This window comes from Halosolutus halophilus, assembly GCF_022869805.1.
Taxonomy (GTDB): Archaea; Halobacteriota; Halobacteria; order Halobacteriales; family Natrialbaceae; genus Halosolutus; species Halosolutus halophilus.
Map to the genome: position 1 here is coordinate 1,862,103 of NZ_CP094974.1, position 20,762 is coordinate 1,882,864.

Consider the following 20,762-nt stretch of genomic DNA (forward strand, 5'->3'; position numbering starts at 1 on the left):
CCGCCGTCCCGCGCGTCAGAAATCGGAAACGGTAAGCGGCCCCCGTTCAGGATATCGATCATGGACGAGTATATCGAGCGGTACGGGGCCGAGCGAGTCTGGGCCGCGACCGTCGTACTCCTCGCCGCCGGGGTGGCGTTCGCCGCGACAGTGTTCCCCCAGCGCGTTTACGTCGATTTCATCTGGCAGTATTACTGGGGGCCGGTCGTCGCCGACGCCCACGGCTGGGGCTGTGTCGCGTGGAACGGCGGCACGCCGGTCGAGTGTGGGCCGGCGACGACCGGACCGACCGCGTCACCCGGCTACACGTTCGTCTCCTACGCCGGCTACATCCCGACGCTGATCCTCATGTCGATCGGGGTCATCTTCCTGATCCAGCGCCTCGAGATCGAGCGCTACCGGGCGGGCTTTTACGGTCTGTTCCCGTTCTTCCTGTTCGGCGGCGCGCTGCGGGTCGTCGAGGACACCAACGTCGCCGCCTACCGCGCGACCGGTGAACTCCCGATCGATCTCCCGTGGAACGGGTTCCTGATCAGTCCGCTCATCTACTTCACCGTCTTCGCCATCACGGTGCTCGCGGTGATCCTCTCCGTCAAACTCGATCGGAACGACGTCGTCTCGGGCTACGAGTACCCGCTGTTCGCGATCGGGGGTGGGCTCCTGACGGTCACGCTCGCGTATCTCGGCTATACGGCGGCTACAGCGGAGTATGCGTCGTTCTATCCGTTGCTCCCGCTCGCCACCCTCGGCGGGGCGACGGTCGCGACGGCACTCACCTGGGTCGCGATCCAGCAGTTCGCCCCCGAACTGAATCGGGGGACGCGCTATATGGGAATCGTCGTCATCTGGGCCCACGCGGTCGACGGCGTCGCGAACGTCATCGGACTCGACTACGCGACCTACTTCGGCCTCCCGGCGAACCTGGTGCCGAAACACCCGATCAACGCGGCGATCGTCGACGCCGCGGGCGCCGCGTGGCCGTTCCTGCTCGTCAAACTCGCCGCCGCGGTCCTCGTCGTCTGGCTGTTCAACGAGGAGTTCTTCGAGGAGAGTCCCCGCTACGCCTACCTGTTCATGATCATCGTGGTCGCGGTCGGACTCGGCCCGGGGACCCGCGACATGCTCCGGGCCACGTTCGGCGTGTAACTCCGCAATTTCCGTTCGCGTTCCGTCCTCAACGTTTCGTTCCGGATTCCCCGTTCGACCTCTGCGGTGGCGATCGTTACCGACTCCCGTTCGATCGCGATCGCGTCTGGAAGCGCTACAGACCCCAGACGAGGACGATGCCGATCGTCGTGACCACCGCCAGCAGGAATTGCAGCGGTCCGCCGACCCGCAGGAAGTCGGTGAACTCGTAACCGCCGGGACCGTACACCATCAGGTTCGTCTGGTAGCCGACCGGCGTCATGAAGGAGGTCGCGGACGCGAACATTACCGCGAGCAGGAAGGAGAACTGCGCCGCTCCAAGGGTTGCCGCGGCGTCGACGGCGACGGGGGTCATCAACACTACCGTCGCGACCGGCGTGATGACGTTCGCGAGCAGTCCCGTGACGATGTAAAACAGCAGCAGGACCCCAGCGAGCGGCAGGACGTCGTTAGTCGCGACGAGTACGTCGGCGATGAACTGTGACCCCGCAGTTGCTTCGAGGGCGACGCCGAGCGGGATCACGCCCGCGAGCAGGAAGACGATATTCCACGAAACGGCGTCGTACGCGTCGGCCGTCGACAGACAGCCGGTGACGATCATGAGGAAGACACCGGCGAATGCGGCGATGACGATCGAGACGACGTCGAACGCGGCCGCACCGACGACGCCGGCCATGATCGCGACCGCGAGCGGCGTCTTCGGGGACAGGGGTGCGACCTCGTCGATGTCCGCGGCGACCAGGCGGTCGATCGCGTCCTCGTCGATGACGACGAGGTCGTTCGACCCGGTGAAGTGATCGATCGTGGACGTGACCGTCTGGATCAGGAGCGCGTCGCCGGCGGCGAGACGGACGTCGTTGAGATCGGTCCGGAGTAACTCGCCGTCGCGGCGGATCGCCAGCACGGTCGTCCGGTAGACCTCCCGGAGGTTGGTCTCGGAGAGTCGCTCGCCGACGAACGGCGAATCGTCGGGGACGACCGCTTTCGCGAGCCGGTCCGGACTGGAGTTCTCGTCGAACGTCTCCTCGGTTACCGATTTCCGGAGGAGCTGTCGCAGGTCCTGATTCTCGACGAAACGGTTGACCGCCTGCAGGTTGCCGTGAACCGTGAGGACGTCACCCTCGCGGATCCGCTGGTCGGTATCGACCGCGACGAAGGTCTCGCCGCCGCGGTCGACCTGGTCTCGGTCACGATCGATCCCCTCGACACCACTGCCACCCTGGGCGGCGCCGGTCCCGCCCTGCACGGTACCACTGCTACCGTTCTCGGTCGCGCTGCCGATCGTCTCGTCGCTACCGGCGACCCGTTCGGCCCGGTCGTCGCCACGTTCGTCCCCACCGGCGATCGGTTCGACGTTCTCGTCCGTTTCGGAATGGGTTTCGAGGTCGCCGTCGCCGCCGTAGTGGAGCACGCGCTCCCGTTCCGTGGTCTGGGGGTCGCGGCCGCCGTTCCGCCGGAGCTGGAGGATGCGCACGTTCGCCTCGGTCCGGTCCTCGAGTTCGCCCACGGTGAGCCCGACCGGCGCCGAGTTCGCACCGACCCGAACCTGTGTGAGGTGGTCGGCCATGTCGAACTCCGTGACGAGGTCCGCATCGACCGGGATCCGTGCGGGCGTCAGCCGACGGCCGACGGTCATGAGGTACGCGAGCCCGACGATCAGGACGACGGCCCCGAGCATCGCGAACTCGAACATGCCGATCGGGCCGCGGTCGAGGAGACTCGCGGCGAACTCGCTGGCGAGCAGGTTCGTCGACGTGCCGACGAGCGTCAGCGTGCCGCCGAGAATCGCGGCGTAGGAGAGCGGCATGAGCAGCTTCGACGGCGAGATCCCGGTCTTCTCGGCGAGGTCCGTGATCATCGGGATGAAAATCGCGACGACCGGGGTGTTGTTGATGAACCCCGCGATCGGAGCCGTCGTGCCGATCGTCGCCGCCAGCGCACGCCGTTCGCTCCCCTTCGCGAACGTCGCGAGCGAGAGTCCGAGCCGCTGAACGAGCCCGGTCCGCTGGATTCCGGCACTGAGCATGTACATGGCGACGATCGTTATCGTCGCCGTGTTGGCGAACCCCGAGATGGCCATCCGGTGACTGACGCCCGTCACCGGTTCCAGCGCCGCCAGCGAGACGATAATTCCGATCGCGGTCACGTCGTTCGGGATGAGTTCCGAGACGAACAAGACGAGCGCGACGGCGATGATCCCAAAGACGACCAGTGCCCCCGTCGAGAGTTCCGGTCCGATCATCGGTGAGTTATCAGTTGTGTGATGAAGGCGTGCTGAGGCGTCGTGGTCGCTGGCCGACGGTGCGGTAGATCCGAGGAGACAACAGGCCGGATCACGATCGACTCGATCGACAGTCGCCCCTCACGAGTCGACACGTCGGTACGCCTGGCACGGATAGCGCGGACACACGTCACCCTCTTCGGAATCTCACAAAGTGTTATCGGTTCACCTGATCACCAGTTATCCCGTCGGGTAGCGCCGGCCGCGGAGAACGCCGTTCCAGCCCCGTCCTGCAGCGGGGCTCCGAGCGCCGACGGTGGGACGGGTTCGCTCCCCGGTTCGGGAACGCATATACAACCGGGACGACTACCGCCGGGTATGACCGACGGAACCGATCCCGCGGAGGCGGGCTGGTTCGTGGACGTGGAGCCGGGTGATCTCGAGGGCGCGGGCGAGGCGATCGCCGGCGGTACGGCGGAACAGCCCCGGGACTGGCCGGGATTCGCCGTCGACGCCGGCTACGCCGATTCGGAGACGGAGTACTACGATCGCCTCCACGAGGCGACGGTGGCCGCGACCCGATCGGCCGTCGAGGCCGACGAACGGGCGGACGACCGGCAACTCGTCCACGCGGTCCGGGCGATGGACGACTGCACCCGAACGGCGAACGAACTCGCCGAGCGACTCGCCGAGTGGGCCGGCACGATCGATCCCGACGCGGGCACCGGGATCGAGTACGCCCGCGAACTGGCCGGTCGTGAGACCGACCTGGAGGGGGACCCGGGCCGGGTTCGATCGCTGGCCGAGCGCGTCGCCGACCTCGCCGACGAGGGCGACGACCTGCGGAAGTTCGTCGAGCGCCAGACGCCGACCGTCGCGCCGAACCTCGCCGCGCTCGCGGGGCCGGTGCTTGCGGCGCGGCTGATCTCGCTGGCCGGCGGCCTCGAGGAACTGGCGAAGAAACCCAGCGGCACGGTCCAGGTCCTGGGGGCCGAGGACGCGCTGTTCGCACACCTCCGGGGCCACGCCCCCTCGCCCAAGCACGGGATCATCTACACCCACGACGCGGTCAGGGGAACGCACCCCGAGAACAGGGGCTCGGCCGCACGAGCGGTCGCGGGCAAACTCGCGATCGCGGCCCGGATCGACCACTACTCGGGGGAGCGAAACTCCGAACTCGAGGCCGAACTGGCCGATCGGATCGAGACGATTCAGGCACGGACGACGGGGGAGGAGGACGATGACTGAGCCGACGCTTCCGGCCGGCGTCGAACGCCGCGAGTTCGACGGGACGACCCGGCTCGCGACCCGCGGCGAGTCGGTCTACGGCGAACCGACGGAGGGCGAGTGGCGAGCGTGGGACCCGCACCGATCGAAACTCGGGGCGATGCTCGAACTCGGCATGGATACCGGACTCGCGGGCGGCGAGACGGTGCTGTATCTCGGGGCAGCCAGCGGAACGACGGTGAGCCACGTCGCCGACTTCGCCGGTCCGGCCTACGCCGTCGAATTCGCCGCGCGACCGGCGCGGGATCTGCTCGAGGCCGCCGAGAGTCGACCGCGACTGTTCCCGCTGCTGAAAGACGCCCGGAAACCCGAGACCTACGCTCACGTCGTCGAGTCGGACGTGGACGTGATCGTCCAGGACGTCGCGACGCGGGGTCAGGCCCGCGTGGCGCTCGAGAATGCGCGATTCCTGACCGACGACGGCCGATTGCTCCTCGCGGTCAAGGCGCGCAGCGAAGACGTGACCCGCGATCCCGACGACGTCTTCGCCGACGTCCGTGCGGAACTCGCGGACGGCTACGAACTCCTCGAGGACCGACGGTTAGACCAGTACCACACCGATCACCTCGGGATCGTCGCCCGTCCCCGGTGACCTCGTACGCGGCCGATCGACTGCCCGCTACCGGCCGCGGACGGCGTCGTAGAACGACTCCGCGAGCCGCGGAAACGTCAGCGCCGACCCGATCGCGACGACCGCGGCGACGACGAGCGAGAGGGGGGCGATACCGGCCGCGTTCGCGACGGCCACGCCGCCGAAGACGGCGACGGCCAGCACGAAGTTGTAGTAGACGACTCGCAGGACGAGCAACGACGGCGTGATCGACACCCAGCCGAGCGTGTCGGTCGCGAGAGGGGCGATCCAGCCGCCGCGGATCGCCGTCCCGACGACGACCATCGACGTCCACGCGACGAGGCCGGCAGCGGTCGCGTCGTAGGGACCGGTTCCGGGTGCTGCAACGAGCGCGAACAACACGGGCAGCGACGGAATCGAAACGTCGCCGAACACGGTACTGCAGTCGTGAAGGAACCGTCCGAACCCGCTCTTCTCGACGGTCGCGAGGCTGCCGTACCCGTACCAGGTCCGGCGCGTGGTACTGTACGCGGGCTCCGTTTGCCGGGCCGGATTGCTCCGATCGCGGTTCACGGCCGTCGCTACGCGCTCGATCGTGATAACCGTCGACGGTACCTCGATCGTGATCTGGTACGCAGCCTGGTACTCGCCGAGTCCCCTCCCGCACTCGACCGGGACGCTACCCGGACCATCCTCTCCACGGGGAATCCGCTTCAGATCCGATCGGCTCGTAAATATCGAGTAACGATATATACGCCTCCCTCGAATCGTGGAGACATATGTCAACTCATGTCACGATCGGTGACACGCTAGAACAGACGGTCGATCGGTACCCCGACCGCGACGCGATCGTCTATCCGCGAAAGGACCAGCGCTTCACCTACGCGGAGTTCGACGAGCGGGTGAATCGGCTGGCGAACGCGATGCTGGACGCCGGCATCGAGAAGGGCGATCGGGTCGCGACCGTCCTGCACAACGGCTCGGAGATCGCACTCACCGTATACGCGTGTGCGAAGATCGGTGCGGTGTTCACGCCGCTGAACTTCCGTCTGCCGGCCGGCGAGATCGAGTACATCGTCGACGACGCCGCGGCCGAGATGCTGATCTTCGAACCGGAGACGCGCGAGGCCGTCGAGGGTGCTCGCCCCGCGCTCGAAACCGTCGAGCACTACGTCGCGATCGACGACGCCCCGGAGTACGCGCTGGATTTCTACGACCTCCTCGAGTCCGGGGACGGCGAGTCCCCGTCGGTGATCGTCGACGAAGACGACGTCTACGCCTTCATTTACACGTCGGGGACGACTGGCCGCCCGAAGGGCGTGGTTCACGAACACCGGGACATGGTGGATCACAACCTGCTGTGTATCGCCGAGATGAACGTCACGCGGGACGACGTCGGCCTGTCGATCATGCCGCTGTACCACTGCGCCGAACTGCACTGCTGTCTGTTGCCGCGGGTCCACCGCGGCGCGACGAACGTCGTCCACCACGAGTTCGATCCGCAGGCGGCACTCGAGGCGATCGAGGAACGCGACGTGACGCTCCTGTTCGCCGCGCCGACGGCCTGGAACGGGCTGTCGCTGACCGCCGCCGAGGGTGACGTCGACGTCTCCGCACTCCGACTGGGACTGTACGGCGCGGCCCCGATGCCGGCGCAGGTGCTCGAGAACTGTCGCGAGCACCTCTGCGAGGACTACCTCCAGGCCTACGGGATGACCGAAATCGGTCCCGCCGGCGTGTTCCAGCGCCCGGAGGATCAACTCTCGAAACAGGGCTGTGCGGGCCTGCCAGCGCTCAACCACGAACTGCGCGTCGTCGAACCGGACGCGGAGCCGGATCGGGAGGTCGAACGCGGAGAGATCGGGGAGATCCTGATCGCCGGTCCGTGTACGATGCGCGAGTACTGGAACCGGCCGGAGGCGACCGCGCGGTCCCTGCGCGAGGCGGACGGCACGACCTGGTACTACACCGGCGACCTCGGCTACCGCGACGACGACGGCTACCTCTACGTCGTCGATCGGAAAGACGACATGATCGTCTCCGGGGGCGAGAACGTCTATCCGGCGGAAGTCGAGGACGTCCTGTTCTCCCACGACGGCGTCGAAGAGGCGGCCGTTCTCGGCGAACCCGACGAGGAGTGGGGCGAACTGGTCGTCGCGTACGTCGTCGCCGACGAGGGCGTCTCCGCGGACGAACTGGACGAGTTCGCGGTCGAGAGCGATCAGCTCGCCGATTTCAAGCGTCCGAGGCGATACTACTTCGTCGACGAACTGCCGAAGAACCCCAGCGGCAAGATCCAGAAGTTCAAACTCAGGGAGGACGAGGCGGACGTCGAACCCGAGGCCGAGTCCATCACGTCCTGATCGATACTCGGGGCTGGTGTGACTCGATCTTCGGCGCGGAGCCGCTCGAAAGACTCGGCGTCGGAGCGCACTGGCTCAGTGAGTACCCGTCTCAAAAATGAAATCTAGCGTTCAGCGTCGCCGCCAGGCGACGGTCAGCAGTAGATATTAGTTGCGGACGACGTTCGTCGCGCGTGGACCCTTGGGGGCCTGTTCGATGTCGAATTCGATCTCCGTGCCTTCTTCGAGGTCCGGGCCGCCGACGTCTTCCATGTGGAAGAATACGTCCTCGTCCGCGTCGTCCGTCGAAATGAAACCGTAGCCGCCTGTGTCGTTGAAGAAATCAACGTTACCGTTTGCCATTACGAACAAACGTAGGGTCAGAACGCGGATAACCCTTGCGAGGGTCGTGGTACCACGACGGTCGTCGCGTACGAATGCGGAACGTGACGACGCGATCGACGACTCGTCGGGCGATCGGGCGTGCAGCGGCGGTCGGTGGCGACGATAGCGGACGTCGACGTCCCAGCAGCGGTACCGTGACCGCCCTCGCCACCGATTCCGGTGCATCGGACCGACTCCAAACCGTATTTACTGTCGGGGCCGAAAGCACCCAACGATGGAACGCGGCTCGCGGGACTCGTTCACGCGGATGGGTACGCTCGGGATCGAAGAGGAGTGTTTCGTCGTCGACGAGCGCGGTCGACCCACGAGTGGGACGGACGAACTCGTCTACGAGCACGACCCGCCCGAGATCCTCGCGGATCGACTCGACCACGAACTCTTCAAGTTCGTCATCGAGACGCAGACGCCCCTGATCGAGGATCCCGACGACGCCCGCGAGTCGTTGCGGTCGGTCCGCGAGGCACTGGTCGATCACGCCGCGGCTCACGACTTTCGGATCGCCGCGGCCGGCCTGCACCCGCTCGCGAAGTGGCGCGAACTCGAACACGCGGAGAAGCCCCGCTACCGATCGCAACTCGATCGGATCCAGTACCCGCAACACCGTAACACGACGGCCGGGGTCCACGTCCACGTCGGCGTCGACGACGCGGACAAGGCGGTCTGGATCGCCAACGAACTGCGCTGGTACGTCCCGATCATGCTCGCCCTGTCGGCCAACTCGCCGTTCTGGAACGGGTTCGACACCGGCCTCCAGTCCGCCCGCGCGAAGATCTTCGAGGGCCTCCCGAACACGGGGATGCCGACTCACTTCGAGGACTTCGACGCGTTCGATCGGTTCGAGCGCCGGATGTTAGAGACCGGCGCGATCGAGGACCGGGGCGAACTCTGGTACGACGTCCGCCCGCACACGGCCCACGGAACGGTCGAGTTGCGGACGCCGGACGGACAGGCCGACCCGGACGTCGTGCTGGCGTTCGTCGAGTACGCCCACGCGCTCGTGGAGGCGCTCGCGGCGGCCTACGAGGACGGCACGAGCGGCCGCCGCCACCGCCGGGAACTCTTGGACGAGAACAAGTGGCGCGCGATCCGGCACGGCCACGACGCGACGTTCATCGATCGGGACCTCGAGGGAACCGTCGACCTGGGCGAACTCGTCGATCGCGAGTGCGAGCGACTGGGGATCGACGGGATCAAACGCGTCTACGAGCGCGAGAGCGGAGCGAGTCGACAGCGCCGCCTGCTCGAGGAAGATGGCCCGGACGCGCTGTGTGAGTCGCTGTTTCTGCAGCCCTCGTAACCGCCGTGCCCGCAAAGGTTTAACTCCGCAGGAAACTTTGTCCCTCACGAGAGGTCACATGGCTCCAGACGACACCGACGCGGACCGACTGGACGAGGGGGATCGAGACGATCTCGACGATCGGTCGGCCACGGAGATCGACGCCGACGAGGCCGGCGACGAGACTGAGGGTGTTCGGATACAGGCGATCGAAGAGGTGGATCAGCGGATCGTCGACCTGCTCTCGTGGATCCTGGACACGGAGACCCGGGCCAAGATCTACGTCTACCTGCTGGCCAACCCCGGCAGTACGTCCGAAGAGGTGGCCAAGGGAACGGGGCTCTACCCGAGTACCGTCCGCGAAGCGCTCGCGGAACTCCACGACGAAGAGCGGGTCAGCCGCGAGAAACGCGCGAGCGAGGGCGCGGGGAACAACCCCTACGAGTACACGGCGATCCAGCCCAGCGACCTGGTCGGCGGCGTCGTCGACCAGGTCCAGCAGGAACTGAACACAATCTTCACGCTCGATCGGGTCATCGATCGCGACGAGGACGGCGAACCGGCGCTCGAGGAGTCGGTCGAACCGGTGACGATTACGGTCGACGACACGGCACCGACGATCGGCGGTGGCGTCGACGAAGAAGACGGGGCGGATAGCGAACGAGAGTCGGATACAGCGGTCGAATACGACGCCGACGAGGAATCCGAGAGGGTCGAACCGATCGACCCGGAGGAGTCGGCCGCCGACGAACCCGACGCCGACGGCGATAACTGACCGGTTAGTCGTCCAGTCCGAGCACCGCAGGCCGTTCGAGTTCGAACTCCCGATCGACGGCACGGGCCGTCGTGGTGGGCCAGTTGCCCGTCGTCGTCAGTACGTCTACCTCGTCGTCGGTCACGAGCGCGGTGTCCTCGCTTTTCGCTCCCTCGACCGTCGGGTTCCACGCGTATGCCATCGGCGTCTCGACTGCCGCGTCGTGGCCAGGGGTCGCGATCCACTCCCGGCCGGCGAAGCCGGCGGCCCCGCCCTGATGGTGATTCTCCCACTCGCCGTCGTAGCCGAGCGCGTCGTACGCGTCCTGGATCGCCTCGAAGACGTCGCCGGCGGTGCCGCCGGCCACGGCGGCCGCCTGCGTCGCCGCGAGGGCCGTCGTCTCGACTCGGGCGGCGGTCGTGTGTCGATCCTCCAGCCACGTCGGCGGATCGAACGCGACGCTCCGGGTACAACTGGCGTGGAGTCCGGCGCGTTCCGCAGTGACGGAGACGAGACAGTAGCCGCCGAGTTCGGCGTTCGTCGGGGTGTAGTGGCGGTACCGCTGTACGCGGTCCTCGCCGCCGACGAGCACGACGGGGGCCTCGACGTCCCGGGCCGAGAGCGCGACCCGCAGGGCCGACGCGATCTCGTGTTCGGTGTCCTCGGCGCGCAGTTCCCGGCAGACCGACTCGACGGCTGCGGCCGTCTCCCGACAGAGATCGCGGTAGCGCTCCCGATCGCGCTCGGTCAGCGGCTGGCGCAGCGACGTCGGATCGACCCGATCGAATCCGGGGACGTCGACGTCCGCCGCTGCACGTTCGTCGGATCCGACGCGTGCGGCGATCGCCTCGCCGAGCGACGAAGCGTGCCACGAGAACTGTTCGACGGTCGGATCCTCGAGATCCGGGAGTTCTTCGGCGGCGATCCGATCGGCCTCGATGTTGTTCGTCACGATGCGGACGTCCTCGCCGTCGTAGCCGACGGCCGCGACGCCGGCGTCGGTCTCCCGATCGACGACGTTGGTCCCGCCCGTCAGCCACGCAAACGAGTTCGGTCGCGCGAACCAGACCGAATCGAGATCCTGGCTGTCGAGATACGCCGCGAGTCGCTCGCGTTTGCTCATGCGGGATGCTGGCGTGGCCGACTCTTGAATCCGACGAACGCCGAGTCGTCGCCGGCGGTGACCGGTTGGTCGTCGCGGTCGCGTCGGCGGTGGCGAACCGATCGCCGCACCCCGTCTACGGGTTCTCCCGGTCGCTGGACGGACGGTGTGGCGATTCCTGCGCCGTAAGAACGACTCGGGGAACCTAAGTACGGCTGGACCTAATCCCCCGCCAGAACGCCCGTGTCGACCGACAATCGCACCTCTCGTCCCGAAGTTCGATCGCTGATCGCCCGGTTCGGCTTTCCCCACCTGCTCGCGACGACGCTCGCCCTGGTCGCGGCGACGATTCTGCTCGGCATCGCGGCCAAAGCGACCGGATCGGGACTGGCCTGTGAGGCGAACTGGCCCCGGTGTGACGGCGGCCCGTTCAACCTGTTCCCGGCCACGCTCCCGAGTTTCTACGAGTGGATCCACCGCTTCGTCGCCATGTTCGCGGGGTTCGCGATCGTCGGCTCGGCCGTCGCCGCGTGGCGATCGGCAGCCGTCGACAGGCGCGTCGCGTCGCTGGTCGTCCTCGGAATGGTGTTGACGCCGATCCAGGTGTACCTCGGCCGCGAAACCGTTTTCCAGTACCAGATGGAGATCCTGTCGCTGCACTTCTGGACGGCCGTACTGATCTTCTCGACGTACGTCACCGCAACCGTCCTCGTCTGGAAGTCGAAGCTCACCGCCACGCACGTGACCGTTGCGCTCGGGATCGGCCTCGTCGCGCTGCCGCTGCACGTCGCGCTCAGCCCGACCGATCTCGGCGTCGTGACGGACTATTCGCCGACGATCCAGCTGGTACAGTACGGCGTGACGCTCGCGTTGCTCGCGTCGGTCATCGTCGCCACGATGGTCGGGCGGTGGCGACTCGACGACGGCCGACTGATCGGACTCCTGGGTGGCTCGATCGTGCTGGCGTACACCGTCTCCTACCTCGGTCGCCGGTCCCTGATGACGTTCAGTCCCGCGCTCGATGGGCTCTATCTCGTCGTCGCGCTCGCTCTCTCCGTCGTCTTCGTCGTCGGAATCTGGCGCAGTCGGGCCGCCGGAGAGCGATCGCGGGACGCCCTCTCGACGTAGTCCCATCGCCGACGATCGACCGTCCGCGCTGTTCTCGAACGCACCGTGTTCAGCCGACCATCGCCACGATCGTCGCCGCCACGAGGGCGGCGCCGATGCCGATGGCGAACAGCGCGTAGTTGGCGATCGGGTTCGCGGCCCGCGCCACGTCGAAGGAGTAGCGTCGACGCGAGAGCGGCCAGAACGGCCGAATCCCCATCGGCGTCAGCGCGTCCGCGAGGAGGTGTGAGGCGATCGAGAGCGTTCCCACGAGGAACGCGAAGGCGACGAAGCCGACGTCGACGATCGGTGACGACGACGCCACCAGCACCGACGTCGCTGCAGCCAGGCCGGCGCCAACGAGAAACGCGAACAGCACCGTGTGTGTGGGACCACGGTGCTCGATCAGCGGGGCCCGGTGATCCAGATCGGGGACCGTCGACAGGGAGACACAGACCAGTGCGCCGACGACTGCGGCCGCCTCGTAGCCGGCGACGGCGACGGCGGCACCGAGGGGGGCGTAGGCGAACAGGGCAGCGCCGTAGTGGCCGACCTGATACATGTGCGACAGGAAACATCACACCGGAACATAAATCCACCGCACCGTATCTGCTGGGATCGGCACCCGTGGTCTGAGAACTCCCTGCACCGGTCTCGATCGCTACACATTTTCCACCAGCGATCGAACGGACGGGTATGCGAACGAGCCTCAACGTTCCCGAAGCGATGCTGGCCGAGTTCGATCGGACCTGGCAGTCGGAAGGGCTGGACTCGCGCTCGCGAGCACTCAGGGAGGCGATCCAGGAGTACGTCGAGTCCCACCACCGACTCGAGCAAGCACGCGGGACGGTCGCCGCGACCGTCGTCTTCGACTACGTTCACGACGAGATTATCGAGGATCTCCACGAGATCCAGCACGCGTTCCAGTCCGAAATCGACACGACGGCTCACGTCCACCACGGCGATTGGTGTCTCGAAGCGATCTTCTGTCACGGCTCCGCGGCCGAGATCCGGGCGCTCGTCTACCGACTGAAGGATTTCGACGCCGTTGGCCGCGTCTCGGTCACGCTACTCCGCGACGACACCCCGTCGATCGACGTCTGAGCTCCCTCGAACCCCGGTCCGTCGGAACTCTCACAGTATATAAACGACTTCGATATCCAACCGGCTGATTCTTGTAAGTAGGACGGAATAATCAGGTAGCATCCAATGCTTCGTCGTGTGCGACGTGGACCAGTACTACCGCTACTACCGCTATCAGGTGTCGGATCGATCGCGACGGCTGCTCGCTCGCAGGGGCTCGGAATCGGGAGGGAGAAGCGGCAATGAGCGTTATCGCGACGATCGCGGTTTCGACGGACGAGTTTCCACTCGGTGCCCTGTTCGACGTGGCGACCGACGCGACCGTGACGGTGGAGACGACGGTGCCCGCGAGAGAAGGTGCCGTTCCGTACTTTTGGGTTCCGGTCGGCGTCACGAATTCGGTCGTCGAGGTGTTCGAGAGCGACTCGAACGTCGCCGACGCGGCTCTTGTCGATGAAACCGACAGTCACGTTCTCGTGAAGGTGACGTGGACGGATCAGGTCAACGGCGTGCTCCAGTCGATCCGGGAGAGCAACGCGCTCGTGACCAGTGCCGTCGGCACCGCCGATCGGTGGACCTTCCGCCTCCGGTTTCCGTCCTACGAGGGACTTTCGGCGTTCTACTCGCGGTGTATCGACTGGGGAATCTCGATCGAACTGATCCAGTTACACGAGGCTGTTAGCCCGAACAGCGACCACCGGTTCGGACTCACTGCCGCACAGCGAGAACTCGTCGTCGGCGCGTACGAGGCGGGCTACTTCGAGGTACCGCGAAAGACCACGCTCGTCGACCTCGCCGATCGGTTCGGTATCTCCGACTCGGCCGTCTCGCAACGACTGCGTCGCGGTCTCGCCGCACTCGTCGAATCTACGCTGACGGTCGATCCGGAGTCGTCCACCCACGGCGTCACCGGCATCGGAACCGACCCGGATCCCGGCGAGGAGTGACGCTGAGACGTTTCGCGGCCGACGAGCGTGAGGTCGTGCTCCACATCCCCGACCGCGACCGCGGCGGTTTTAGGTCGCGACGGCTTTCCCACCACTGTGCAAAACGTCACCGACAGGACGAGCAATCCGTTCGGCATGCGGCCACCGTTCGATCGAAGCGATCCCGGCGATCGAACCGCCGTCTTCGGCTACGGTGACGCCAACGCTGACTTCCACGTGATCGGCGATCATCCGGGAGTCCACGGCGGTGCGTCGACGGGCGTGCCGTTCACGGGGAGCGACTCGGGACGAGCCGTCCAGGACGTCTGTCGCGAGGTCGGTTTCGCGAGCGGTCCGGCGGTACGTCCCGACCTGGAGAACTGCTTCTGGAGCTACGTTCACATGTGCTGTCTCCCGGGAGGGCGCCCGCCGACCGAGGCGGAGTACGCCGATTGCGAACGGTACTTCGACGCCGAACTGCGAGCGATCAACGCCCACGTACTCCTGCCCGTCGGCGAACGGGCGACCGATCACGTGCTCCGAGCGTACACGACCCAGCGTGACAGACTGGAGCTGGACATGGCCTCGCTGCACGCCACCGAAATCCGCGGCCGCGGGTTCATGGTCGTTCCGATCAGGGAGCCGACGGACTGGGTGGATAGCGACCGCGATCGACTCGTCTCGCGACTCGAAGCGATCCTCGGGCGGGATTACAGGCAGACGAAAGGCGTCGCGACGACGGTCGGCTAGGGACCGTTCAGCGGCCGAACCGTTTCCTGATCGACGCCCGGAGCGGCAGTCCGAGCGCACCGATCAGCGGGACGAACACGAACGCGGCGAACTCCGCCGGCAGCGAAGAGACCTCCGCCGCGCCGAGGGCGAACCCGATAGCCGGTCCCAGGACCGACAGCACGTAGAAGTACGACGGCGACCAGCCGGGTAGCTGTCGAGTCCGGTAGACGATCACGCCGAAGAGCACCGGCATGAGAGCCGCTCCGGCGAGCAAGGGCCCGCCGAGCAGCGTCGTCGTCACGCCGATCGCGAGCGCGACGACGATCGTCTCGTCGATCGTGACCGGCCCCCACGTGTCCCGTCGCCAGACCACCCTGACCAGACCGACGACTGCGAGGGCGGCGGCGACGCCGACGAGCACGCCCTGCCACTGGATCGCCGGGAGCGGTGATCCCACGAATTCGACCCCGGTGACGAACTCGATCGGCGGCTGGATCCCGTACCGCTGGGACGTGACGGCCTCCCGGAGTGCGGCCGGATCGGGCCCGATCGCGGTCAGGTCGGCCCACAGCAGGCCCAGTGCGTCGACGTTCGCACGACCGTAGTGACCGAGTCCGACGACGTAGGTGAGCACGGACAGCCAGATCAGGGGCCACGCGAAGTTCTGGCGCTGCCACCAGTTGACGAGCGGGTTGTCGGCGACCCAGCCGAGTGCCGTCTCGGTCGCCGATCCGGTTCTGCCGGCGGTTCCGCGGGCCGTCCCACCGTCGGTCGATCCCGCGCCGCGACTCCCCGTCGCAGTCCCGTCGTTCGTTGCAGTCGTGCCAGCGGTCCCGGTCGTCGACGTTTCGGCACCGCTCGTCGACGACCCCGAGCCGGTACTGGTACTCGAACCGGTGCCGTCCCGCGATCGGGTCCGTTTCGACGCTCCCGCCGATCCGGTCGCCGATCCCGTCGTTGCTGTCGGCCCCGTCGATCCGGTGTCGGTCGACGCTTCCGACGTCGAGTCGCCGCTCCGCCAGACGTCGGGCGACGGCAACCCGCTCGTTCGCTTCGCGACGTAGTTTTCGTGACCGAGCCGATCGTAGGCCTGGCGCTCGACCGGGTCGCCGAGGATGTCGTAGGCCGTCTTGATTGCGGTGAACTGTGCCTGTGCCCGGATGTCGTCGTTCCGGTCCGGGTGATAGACGCGGACTTTCTCGCGGTAGGCCTCCTTGATTTCGTCCTGGGGGGCGTCGGATGGAACCTCGAGAAGGTCGTAGAAATCCTCAGTCATGTGAGAGTCGGGGGCCAGTGTCGCATTGTATGTTCTTCACGCGGGGTTATATGTCCGCTGGATTTCGGTTCAGTTGAACTGGGGTATGGAGGTAATTGGGTATTTCGGCCGAACGCGCAGCGAGCGCTCGTCTGCCGGTCCTACGAAAAGTCCGTCAGCGACGATTGGCCTGCGGATCGGTCCGGAGATCGATCGCGATCGTCCGCCGCCGATCCGCTTGCCTTCGACCCGTCCGCATCCCCTTCGGCGGGGCCGTCGGCGGTGGTCCCGTCCCACCCGTCGAGACTGGCCTGATCGGCCCCCGAGAATTCGAGGTTCGCTACCCGGACTCCCAGTTTGCGGACCGGCTCGTCCTCGAACTCGGCGAAGAGGTCCCGGGCGATCCGATCGACGAGGGCCGGTTCGTCGACCGGGCCGGGAAGCGATCGCTCGCGCGTGTTGACGTCGTACGGCGGCGTGACCGCCTTGACGCCGATCGTCCGGTAGAGCGCGCCTTCCCGTTGGGCTCGATCGGCGACGGCCGCCGCCAGCGTCTCGATCAGGTCGTACTTCGGCCCGGGGTCGGTGACGGGTTCGGCGAAGGCCGACTCCCGCGAGAAACTCTTCGGGTCCCCCTTCGGTTCGACCCGCCGATCGTCCTCGCCGCGGGCCCGGTCGTAGAGTTCGCGGCCTCGCTCCCCGAATCGATCGACGAGCGGGTCGGGATCGGCGGCCGCGACGTCGCCCGCCGTCTCGAGGCCCATCTCCCGGAGTTCGCGGGCCGTGACGGGGCCGACGCCGTGTAGCAGGTCGACCTCGAGCGGCGCGAGGAACGCCCGGAGGTCCCCGGGTTCGACGACGGTGAGGCCGTCGGGCTTGTCGAAGTCGCTGGCGATCTTGGCCGCGCTCATCGTCGGCGCGACGCCGACGCTGACGACGACGCCGACCTCCCGGCGGATCCGGTCCTTGACGTGGCGGGCGAACCCGTCCGCGACCTCCCACGCCGTCCGCTCCGTGACGTCGAGGTACGCCTCGTCGATGCTGACTTCCCGGACCACGTCGGCACAGTCGTGGAGGATGTCCTGGACCTCGGCCGCGATCGACTCGTAGTAGTCCATGTCGACGGGCCGGTAGTGACCGGTTTCTTCGCGATCGAGTTCCGGATCGTGGTCCTCGGCGTCGGGGTCGAGGGCGGCGCGTCTCGGCAACCGCTCGAGGGCGGTCGAGATCGCCTGCGCGCTCTCGACGCCGAACTCGCGGGCCTCGTAGCTCGCGGTCGCGACGGCCCCGACGATCTCGCCGGGTTCGTACCCCATGCCGACGACGACCGGTTCGCCCCGCAGTTCGGGTTCGCGAAGCCGTTCGCAGGCCGCGTAGAAACAGTCCGCGTCGACGTGACAGACGATCCGCTCCTCGTCGTCGTCTTCCTCGACGCCCGGAAGTCGCGGCTCATCGGCCATTCGGTATTCGATCGGTTCGACCGAATCGTTGTGAACGTTGCGCCCCTGCGATCGAGGGGCCGCTCGGGAACGACCGGGCGGGCGTCAGTTGTAGCCGCGCCAGCGGTGGCCACACTCGGTACACTTGAAAAAGCGCGTCGGTGGCTCGTCGGCCGAAGCCGTCTGTTTGAGGGTGTACCACGCCTCCTGAGTGCCGCACTCGTCACAGACCACGTCCGTCGCCTTCGGCTTCCCCTCGAAGTTTGCATCCTCCGAGGACTCGATCACGTCGTCGTCGGTCTGTGACTCGGTCGTGACGAACTCGTCCTCGCGATCGCGATCGCGCTCCGTCGCTGCGCCGCAGTTCGTACAGACCATGTCGTCGCCCTCCGCTTTCATCATCGAACCGCAGTCGTCGCAGAATTGCATAACCGTGGGTACGTACTCGTCCCGCAAAAAGACTCCACTGGCGCGGTCACCGACAGTCGGTGTCCGCCCGATCGCACGTCTGCTATGCGATCGGCGATGACCCGGTTCGATAGCGACGGCTACCGACCGTCGCTCGCGGGGCCCCGCCCGGCGTCTCGCATGTACTCGTCGAGCGTTTCCGCGAGCGTCTCTGCGAAGGGTTCGTCGTTGATGTCGGTCTCCAGTTCGATCCGTTCGACGTCGTCGTCGAGCGTCGATCGCAGCGCATCGAACAGTGCTGCGTCAGCGTCGGGATCGTGGAAGTCTTCGCCCTCGACGTCGATCGCCGAGACGCCTCCGAGGGGAAGGGCGAGCGCGGTCGGCCCGGTCGCGGCGTTGAGTTTCTCGGCGATGATCGCTCCCAGTTCGGCGTTCTCCTCGGGCGTCGTCCGCATGAGCGTCACCTGCGGATTGTGGACGTGGAACTGCCGCCCCTCGAACTCCTCGGGGACCGACTCGCGCGGACCGAAGTTGACCATGTCGAGCGCGCCCGTCGAGACGACCTGCGGGATGCCCTCGTCGCCGGCCGCCTCGAGCCGATCCGGGCCGGCGTTGAGGACGCCCCCGACCAGTTCGTCGGCCCACTCGGTCGTCGTGACGTCGAGCACGCCGTCGATGACACCCTCCTCGACGAGCGACTCCATCGCGCGACCGCCCGTGCCGGTCGCGTGGAAGACGATCGTCTCGTACCCCTTCTCCTCGAGGTTCTCGCGGGCCGTCTGCACGCAGGGCGTCGTGACACCGAACATCGTGATGCCGATCGTCGGTCGGTCTTCGACGTCGACGTCGGGATCGTTCGTGACCATCCCGACCATCGCCAGGGCGGCGTTGGCGATGACCTGCCGCGAGAGCTGGTTCAACCCCTCGATGTCCGCGACCGAGTAGAGCATCATGACGTCCCGGGACCCGACGTAGGGCTCCGTATCGCCGGACGCCATCGTCGAAACCATGAGTTTGGGAACGCCGACCGGCAACGCCCGCATCGCCGTCGTCGCGATCGAAGTATTACCCGACCCGCCGAGTCCGAGGACGCCGTCGAGGATCCCCTCGTCGTGTAACTGCTGGGCGATTTCGGCCGCACCGTCGCCCATCGCCGCCATCGCCTCGCCGCGATCGGCCTCGTTTCGCAACCCCTCGAGCGTCGTTCCGGCTGCCTCGGCGACCGCGCTCGCGGACGTCTCGGGTTCGAACGGTGGCTCGCCCACGACGCCGGTGTCGACGACGTGGACGTCCACGCCCTGGGCTTCGATGACGTCCCTGGCGAAGCCGATCTCCTCGCCTTTCGTGTCCAGCGTGCCGACGATGACGACGCTCATTGGTCGGTACCCCTTTCGACGACGGATTCTTCGGTCGGCAGTTCGCCGGCGGGGACGACCTCACACTCCGGGAGGTCCCGCAACACGTCTTCCGGCCCGGGCGGTGCGTACACGGCCAGGAGGAGCAACGGCTCCCAGCCGGTGTTGACGGTCCCGTGTTCGACCCCCTCCGGAACGAACACCATCTCGCCGGCCGTGATCTCGCGCGTCTCGTCCGCGACTTCCTGTTCGCCCTCTCCGCGAAGGACGTAGAGGATCTCGTCGCTCTCGGGGTGGGTGTGTCGTTCGTGACCCTTTCCCGGTTCGAGTTTCACGACGCCCGCGCTGAAGCGGTCGCCGCCGGTGACCGCGGGGGTACTCAACCACTTGAGCACGCCCCAGTCGAACACCTGGCTCTCGACGTCGTCGGGTTCGACGAAGTACTGTGTCTCCGACATGGTCAGAACTCGATCGCTTTGAATTCGCGGGCCTGGTTCTCGATCGCGTCCTCGGTCGGAAGGCGTTCGAGGCTGGACGCGCCGAAGAACCCGACGACGCCCTCCGTATTGTTCAGGACGTATTCGGCGTCGTCGGGCCACGCGATCGGGCCACCGTGACAGATCACCAGCACGTCCTCGTCGACGTCCGTGGCCGCGTCGTGGTGGGCCTGCACTCGCTCGGCGGCCGTCTCCAGGTCGAGCGCCGTTTCGGCACCGATGTCGCCCGAAGTCGTCAGACCCATGTGCGAAACGATCACGTCGGCACCGGCTTCGGCCATCTCGCGGGCCTGGTCCTCGCTGAAGACGTACGGGCACGTCAGCATGCCCTGTTCGGACGCCTCCCGGATCATGTCGACCTCCTTGTCGTACCCCATGCCCGTCTCCTCGATGTTCTGCCGGAACTGACTGTCCTCGTCGATGAGTCCGACCGTCGGGAAGTTCTGGACCCCCGAGAATCCGCGCCGCCTGAGATCCTCGATGAAGACGTCCATCTGCCTGAACGGATCGGTTCCGTTGACGCCCGCGAGGACGGGCGTGTCCTCCACGACCGGCAACACCTGCCGGCCCATGTCGAGAACGATCTCGTTGGCGTCGCCGTACGGAAGCAGGCCGGCCAGCGAGCCACGGCCGTTCATCCGGTAGCGTCCGGAGTTGTAGATGATCAGCAGGTCGACGTCGCCGCGCTCTGCGAACTTCGCCGACATCCCCGTTCCCGCGCCGGCGCCGACGATCGGCTCCCCGCTCGATACGGTTTCGCGCAGCCGCGTCAGCGATTCCTCGTGTGTGAATGACATACGCTAACGTGTGCGGACCACTTCCTGTCTATTCAAAATTCCTATAAGTATTCTTATAT

General features: G+C 66.6%; 21 protein-coding genes. 10 read left to right on the plus strand and 11 right to left on the minus strand.

Annotated features, from left to right (window positions below):
* The first annotated feature begins 60 nt into the window (after nucleotides 1-60).
* Nucleotides 61-1,146 (plus strand): DUF63 family protein, encoded by a 1,086-nt coding sequence (locus MUG98_RS09150; RefSeq protein WP_265111825.1) that lies wholly within the window; start codon nucleotides 61-63, stop codon nucleotides 1,144-1,146.
* Between the two features lie 115 nt (nucleotides 1,147-1,261).
* Here the strand turns inward: MUG98_RS09150 and MUG98_RS09155 are convergent, their stop codons facing one another.
* Nucleotides 1,262-3,388, minus strand: coding sequence for an SLC13 family permease (locus tag MUG98_RS09155; RefSeq protein WP_265111826.1), 2,127 nt, complete (start codon nucleotides 3,386-3,388; stop codon nucleotides 1,262-1,264).
* 357 nt (nucleotides 3,389-3,745) lie between these two features.
* On the opposite strand from MUG98_RS09155, the gene MUG98_RS09160 reads away from it, so the two are divergent.
* The gene (locus MUG98_RS09160; protein ID WP_265111827.1) at nucleotides 3,746-4,615 is read left to right on the plus strand and encodes an NOP5/NOP56 family protein; all 870 of its coding nucleotides are present in this window, start codon (nucleotides 3,746-3,748) and stop codon (nucleotides 4,613-4,615) included.
* Nucleotides 4,608-5,246 (plus strand): fibrillarin-like rRNA/tRNA 2'-O-methyltransferase, encoded by a 639-nt coding sequence (locus MUG98_RS09165; RefSeq protein WP_265111828.1) that lies wholly within the window; start codon nucleotides 4,608-4,610, stop codon nucleotides 5,244-5,246. Before MUG98_RS09160 ends, MUG98_RS09165 begins: the two co-directional genes overlap by 8 nt.
* Nucleotides 5,247-5,273: 27 nt before the next feature.
* Here the strand turns inward: MUG98_RS09165 and MUG98_RS09170 are convergent, their stop codons facing one another.
* Nucleotides 5,274-5,798 carry a DUF8215 family protein gene (locus MUG98_RS09170; protein ID WP_265111829.1) on the minus strand — a complete coding sequence of 175 codons (525 nt, stop codon included), beginning with the start codon at nucleotides 5,796-5,798 and terminating at the stop codon, nucleotides 5,274-5,276.
* 206 nt (nucleotides 5,799-6,004) lie between these two features.
* Between MUG98_RS09170 and MUG98_RS09175 the strand changes: the two genes are divergently transcribed.
* The gene (locus MUG98_RS09175) at nucleotides 6,005-7,588 is read left to right on the plus strand and encodes a fatty acid--CoA ligase (protein WP_265111830.1); all 1,584 of its coding nucleotides are present in this window, start codon (nucleotides 6,005-6,007) and stop codon (nucleotides 7,586-7,588) included.
* Nucleotides 7,589-7,735: 147 nt separating this feature from the next.
* Here the strand turns inward: MUG98_RS09175 and MUG98_RS09180 are convergent, their stop codons facing one another.
* A complete protein-coding gene (locus MUG98_RS09180) occupies nucleotides 7,736-7,930 on the minus strand; it encodes a cold-shock protein (protein ID WP_265111831.1) in 195 nt (64 codons plus the stop codon).
* A 256-nt stretch (nucleotides 7,931-8,186) separates the two neighbouring features.
* Between MUG98_RS09180 and MUG98_RS09185 the strand changes: the two genes are divergently transcribed.
* Nucleotides 8,187-9,269, plus strand: coding sequence for a glutamate--cysteine ligase (locus MUG98_RS09185; RefSeq protein ID WP_265111832.1), 1,083 nt, complete (start codon nucleotides 8,187-8,189; stop codon nucleotides 9,267-9,269).
* 58 nt (nucleotides 9,270-9,327) lie between these two features.
* Nucleotides 9,328-10,023 (plus strand): helix-turn-helix domain-containing protein, encoded by a 696-nt coding sequence (locus MUG98_RS09190; RefSeq protein WP_265111833.1) that lies wholly within the window; start codon nucleotides 9,328-9,330, stop codon nucleotides 10,021-10,023.
* A gap of 4 nt (nucleotides 10,024-10,027) precedes the next feature.
* On the opposite strand, the gene MUG98_RS09195 is transcribed toward MUG98_RS09190, so the two are convergent.
* The gene (locus tag MUG98_RS09195; RefSeq protein ID WP_265111834.1) at nucleotides 10,028-11,125 is read right to left on the minus strand and encodes a M24 family metallopeptidase; all 1,098 of its coding nucleotides are present in this window, start codon (nucleotides 11,123-11,125) and stop codon (nucleotides 10,028-10,030) included.
* Nucleotides 11,126-11,347: 222 nt separating this feature from the next.
* Between MUG98_RS09195 and MUG98_RS09200 the strand changes: the two genes are divergently transcribed.
* Nucleotides 11,348-12,232 carry a COX15/CtaA family protein gene (locus MUG98_RS09200; RefSeq protein WP_265111835.1) on the plus strand — a complete coding sequence of 295 codons (885 nt, stop codon included), beginning with the start codon at nucleotides 11,348-11,350 and terminating at the stop codon, nucleotides 12,230-12,232.
* Between the two features lie 49 nt (nucleotides 12,233-12,281).
* Here the strand turns inward: MUG98_RS09200 and MUG98_RS09205 are convergent, their stop codons facing one another.
* Nucleotides 12,282-12,773: a metal-dependent hydrolase gene (locus MUG98_RS09205; protein WP_265111836.1), complete on the minus strand. Its 492-nt coding sequence runs from the start codon at nucleotides 12,771-12,773 to the stop codon at nucleotides 12,282-12,284.
* A 134-nt stretch (nucleotides 12,774-12,907) separates the two neighbouring features.
* On the opposite strand from MUG98_RS09205, the gene MUG98_RS09210 reads away from it, so the two are divergent.
* The 3 genes from MUG98_RS09210 (at nucleotide 12,908) to MUG98_RS09220 (ending at nucleotide 14,970) form a co-directional block, all read left to right on the plus strand.
* Nucleotides 12,908-13,315 (plus strand): CopG family ribbon-helix-helix protein, encoded by a 408-nt coding sequence (locus MUG98_RS09210; RefSeq protein ID WP_265111837.1) that lies wholly within the window; start codon nucleotides 12,908-12,910, stop codon nucleotides 13,313-13,315.
* Between the two features lie 221 nt (nucleotides 13,316-13,536).
* On the plus strand, nucleotides 13,537-14,241 hold the full coding sequence (locus tag MUG98_RS09215) for a helix-turn-helix domain-containing protein (RefSeq protein WP_265111838.1): 705 nt from the start codon (nucleotides 13,537-13,539) through the stop codon (nucleotides 14,239-14,241).
* A gap of 96 nt (nucleotides 14,242-14,337) precedes the next feature.
* Nucleotides 14,338-14,970 (plus strand): uracil-DNA glycosylase family protein, encoded by a 633-nt coding sequence (locus tag MUG98_RS09220; RefSeq protein ID WP_265111839.1) that lies wholly within the window; start codon nucleotides 14,338-14,340, stop codon nucleotides 14,968-14,970.
* 7 nt (nucleotides 14,971-14,977) lie between these two features.
* Here MUG98_RS09220 and MUG98_RS09225 read toward each other — a convergent pair whose 3' ends face one another.
* From MUG98_RS09225 to MUG98_RS09250, 6 genes are all read right to left on the minus strand, one after another.
* Nucleotides 14,978-16,228: a J domain-containing protein gene (locus tag MUG98_RS09225; protein ID WP_265111840.1), complete on the minus strand. Its 1,251-nt coding sequence runs from the start codon at nucleotides 16,226-16,228 to the stop codon at nucleotides 14,978-14,980.
* 140 nt (nucleotides 16,229-16,368) lie between these two features.
* Nucleotides 16,369-17,667 carry a DNA polymerase Y family protein gene (locus tag MUG98_RS09230; protein ID WP_265111841.1) on the minus strand — a complete coding sequence of 433 codons (1,299 nt, stop codon included), beginning with the start codon at nucleotides 17,665-17,667 and terminating at the stop codon, nucleotides 16,369-16,371.
* Between the two features lie 84 nt (nucleotides 17,668-17,751).
* On the minus strand, nucleotides 17,752-18,075 hold the full coding sequence (locus tag MUG98_RS09235) for a transcription factor S (protein ID WP_265111842.1): 324 nt from the start codon (nucleotides 18,073-18,075) through the stop codon (nucleotides 17,752-17,754).
* A 119-nt stretch (nucleotides 18,076-18,194) separates the two neighbouring features.
* Nucleotides 18,195-19,430: a Tm-1-like ATP-binding domain-containing protein gene (locus MUG98_RS09240; RefSeq protein WP_265111843.1), complete on the minus strand. Its 1,236-nt coding sequence runs from the start codon at nucleotides 19,428-19,430 to the stop codon at nucleotides 18,195-18,197.
* On the minus strand, nucleotides 19,427-19,867 hold the full coding sequence (locus tag MUG98_RS09245) for a cupin domain-containing protein (RefSeq protein WP_265111844.1): 441 nt from the start codon (nucleotides 19,865-19,867) through the stop codon (nucleotides 19,427-19,429). The genes MUG98_RS09240 and MUG98_RS09245 overlap by 4 nt, the downstream gene beginning before the upstream one ends.
* 2 nt (nucleotides 19,868-19,869) lie before the next feature.
* A complete protein-coding gene (locus tag MUG98_RS09250; RefSeq protein WP_265111845.1) occupies nucleotides 19,870-20,703 on the minus strand; it encodes a phosphoenolpyruvate hydrolase family protein in 834 nt (277 codons plus the stop codon).
* Nucleotides 20,704-20,762 lie beyond the last annotated feature (59 nt).

Coding starts and splice junctions, on each gene's coding strand:
- MUG98_RS09160 (WP_265111827.1), top strand. CDS start 3,746: ATGACCGACGGAACCGATCCCGCGGAGGCGGGCTGGTTCGTGGACGTG.
- MUG98_RS09195 (WP_265111834.1), bottom strand. CDS start 11,125: ATGAGCAAACGCGAGCGACTCGCGGCGTATCTCGACAGCCAGGATCTC.
- MUG98_RS09240 (WP_265111843.1), bottom strand. CDS start 19,430: ATGAGCGTCGTCATCGTCGGCACGCTGGACACGAAAGGCGAGGAGATC.
- MUG98_RS09155 (WP_265111826.1), bottom strand. CDS start 3,388: ATGATCGGACCGGAACTCTCGACGGGGGCACTGGTCGTCTTTGGGATC.
- MUG98_RS09250 (WP_265111845.1), bottom strand. CDS start 20,703: ATGTCATTCACACACGAGGAATCGCTGACGCGGCTGCGCGAAACCGTA.
- MUG98_RS09165 (WP_265111828.1), top strand. CDS start 4,608: ATGACTGAGCCGACGCTTCCGGCCGGCGTCGAACGCCGCGAGTTCGAC.
- MUG98_RS09180 (WP_265111831.1), bottom strand. CDS start 7,930: ATGGCAAACGGTAACGTTGATTTCTTCAACGACACAGGCGGCTACGGT.
- MUG98_RS09205 (WP_265111836.1), bottom strand. CDS start 12,773: ATGTATCAGGTCGGCCACTACGGCGCTGCCCTGTTCGCCTACGCCCCC.
- MUG98_RS09150 (WP_265111825.1), top strand. CDS start 61: ATGGACGAGTATATCGAGCGGTACGGGGCCGAGCGAGTCTGGGCCGCG.
- MUG98_RS09210 (WP_265111837.1), top strand. CDS start 12,908: ATGCGAACGAGCCTCAACGTTCCCGAAGCGATGCTGGCCGAGTTCGAT.
- MUG98_RS09185 (WP_265111832.1), top strand. CDS start 8,187: ATGGAACGCGGCTCGCGGGACTCGTTCACGCGGATGGGTACGCTCGGG.
- MUG98_RS09245 (WP_265111844.1), bottom strand. CDS start 19,867: ATGTCGGAGACACAGTACTTCGTCGAACCCGACGACGTCGAGAGCCAG.
- MUG98_RS09215 (WP_265111838.1), top strand. CDS start 13,537: ATGAGCGTTATCGCGACGATCGCGGTTTCGACGGACGAGTTTCCACTC.
- MUG98_RS09190 (WP_265111833.1), top strand. CDS start 9,328: ATGGCTCCAGACGACACCGACGCGGACCGACTGGACGAGGGGGATCGA.
- MUG98_RS09235 (WP_265111842.1), bottom strand. CDS start 18,075: ATGCAATTCTGCGACGACTGCGGTTCGATGATGAAAGCGGAGGGCGAC.
- MUG98_RS09230 (WP_265111841.1), bottom strand. CDS start 17,667: ATGGCCGATGAGCCGCGACTTCCGGGCGTCGAGGAAGACGACGACGAG.
- MUG98_RS09225 (WP_265111840.1), bottom strand. CDS start 16,228: ATGACTGAGGATTTCTACGACCTTCTCGAGGTTCCATCCGACGCCCCC.
- MUG98_RS09175 (WP_265111830.1), top strand. CDS start 6,005: ATGTCAACTCATGTCACGATCGGTGACACGCTAGAACAGACGGTCGAT.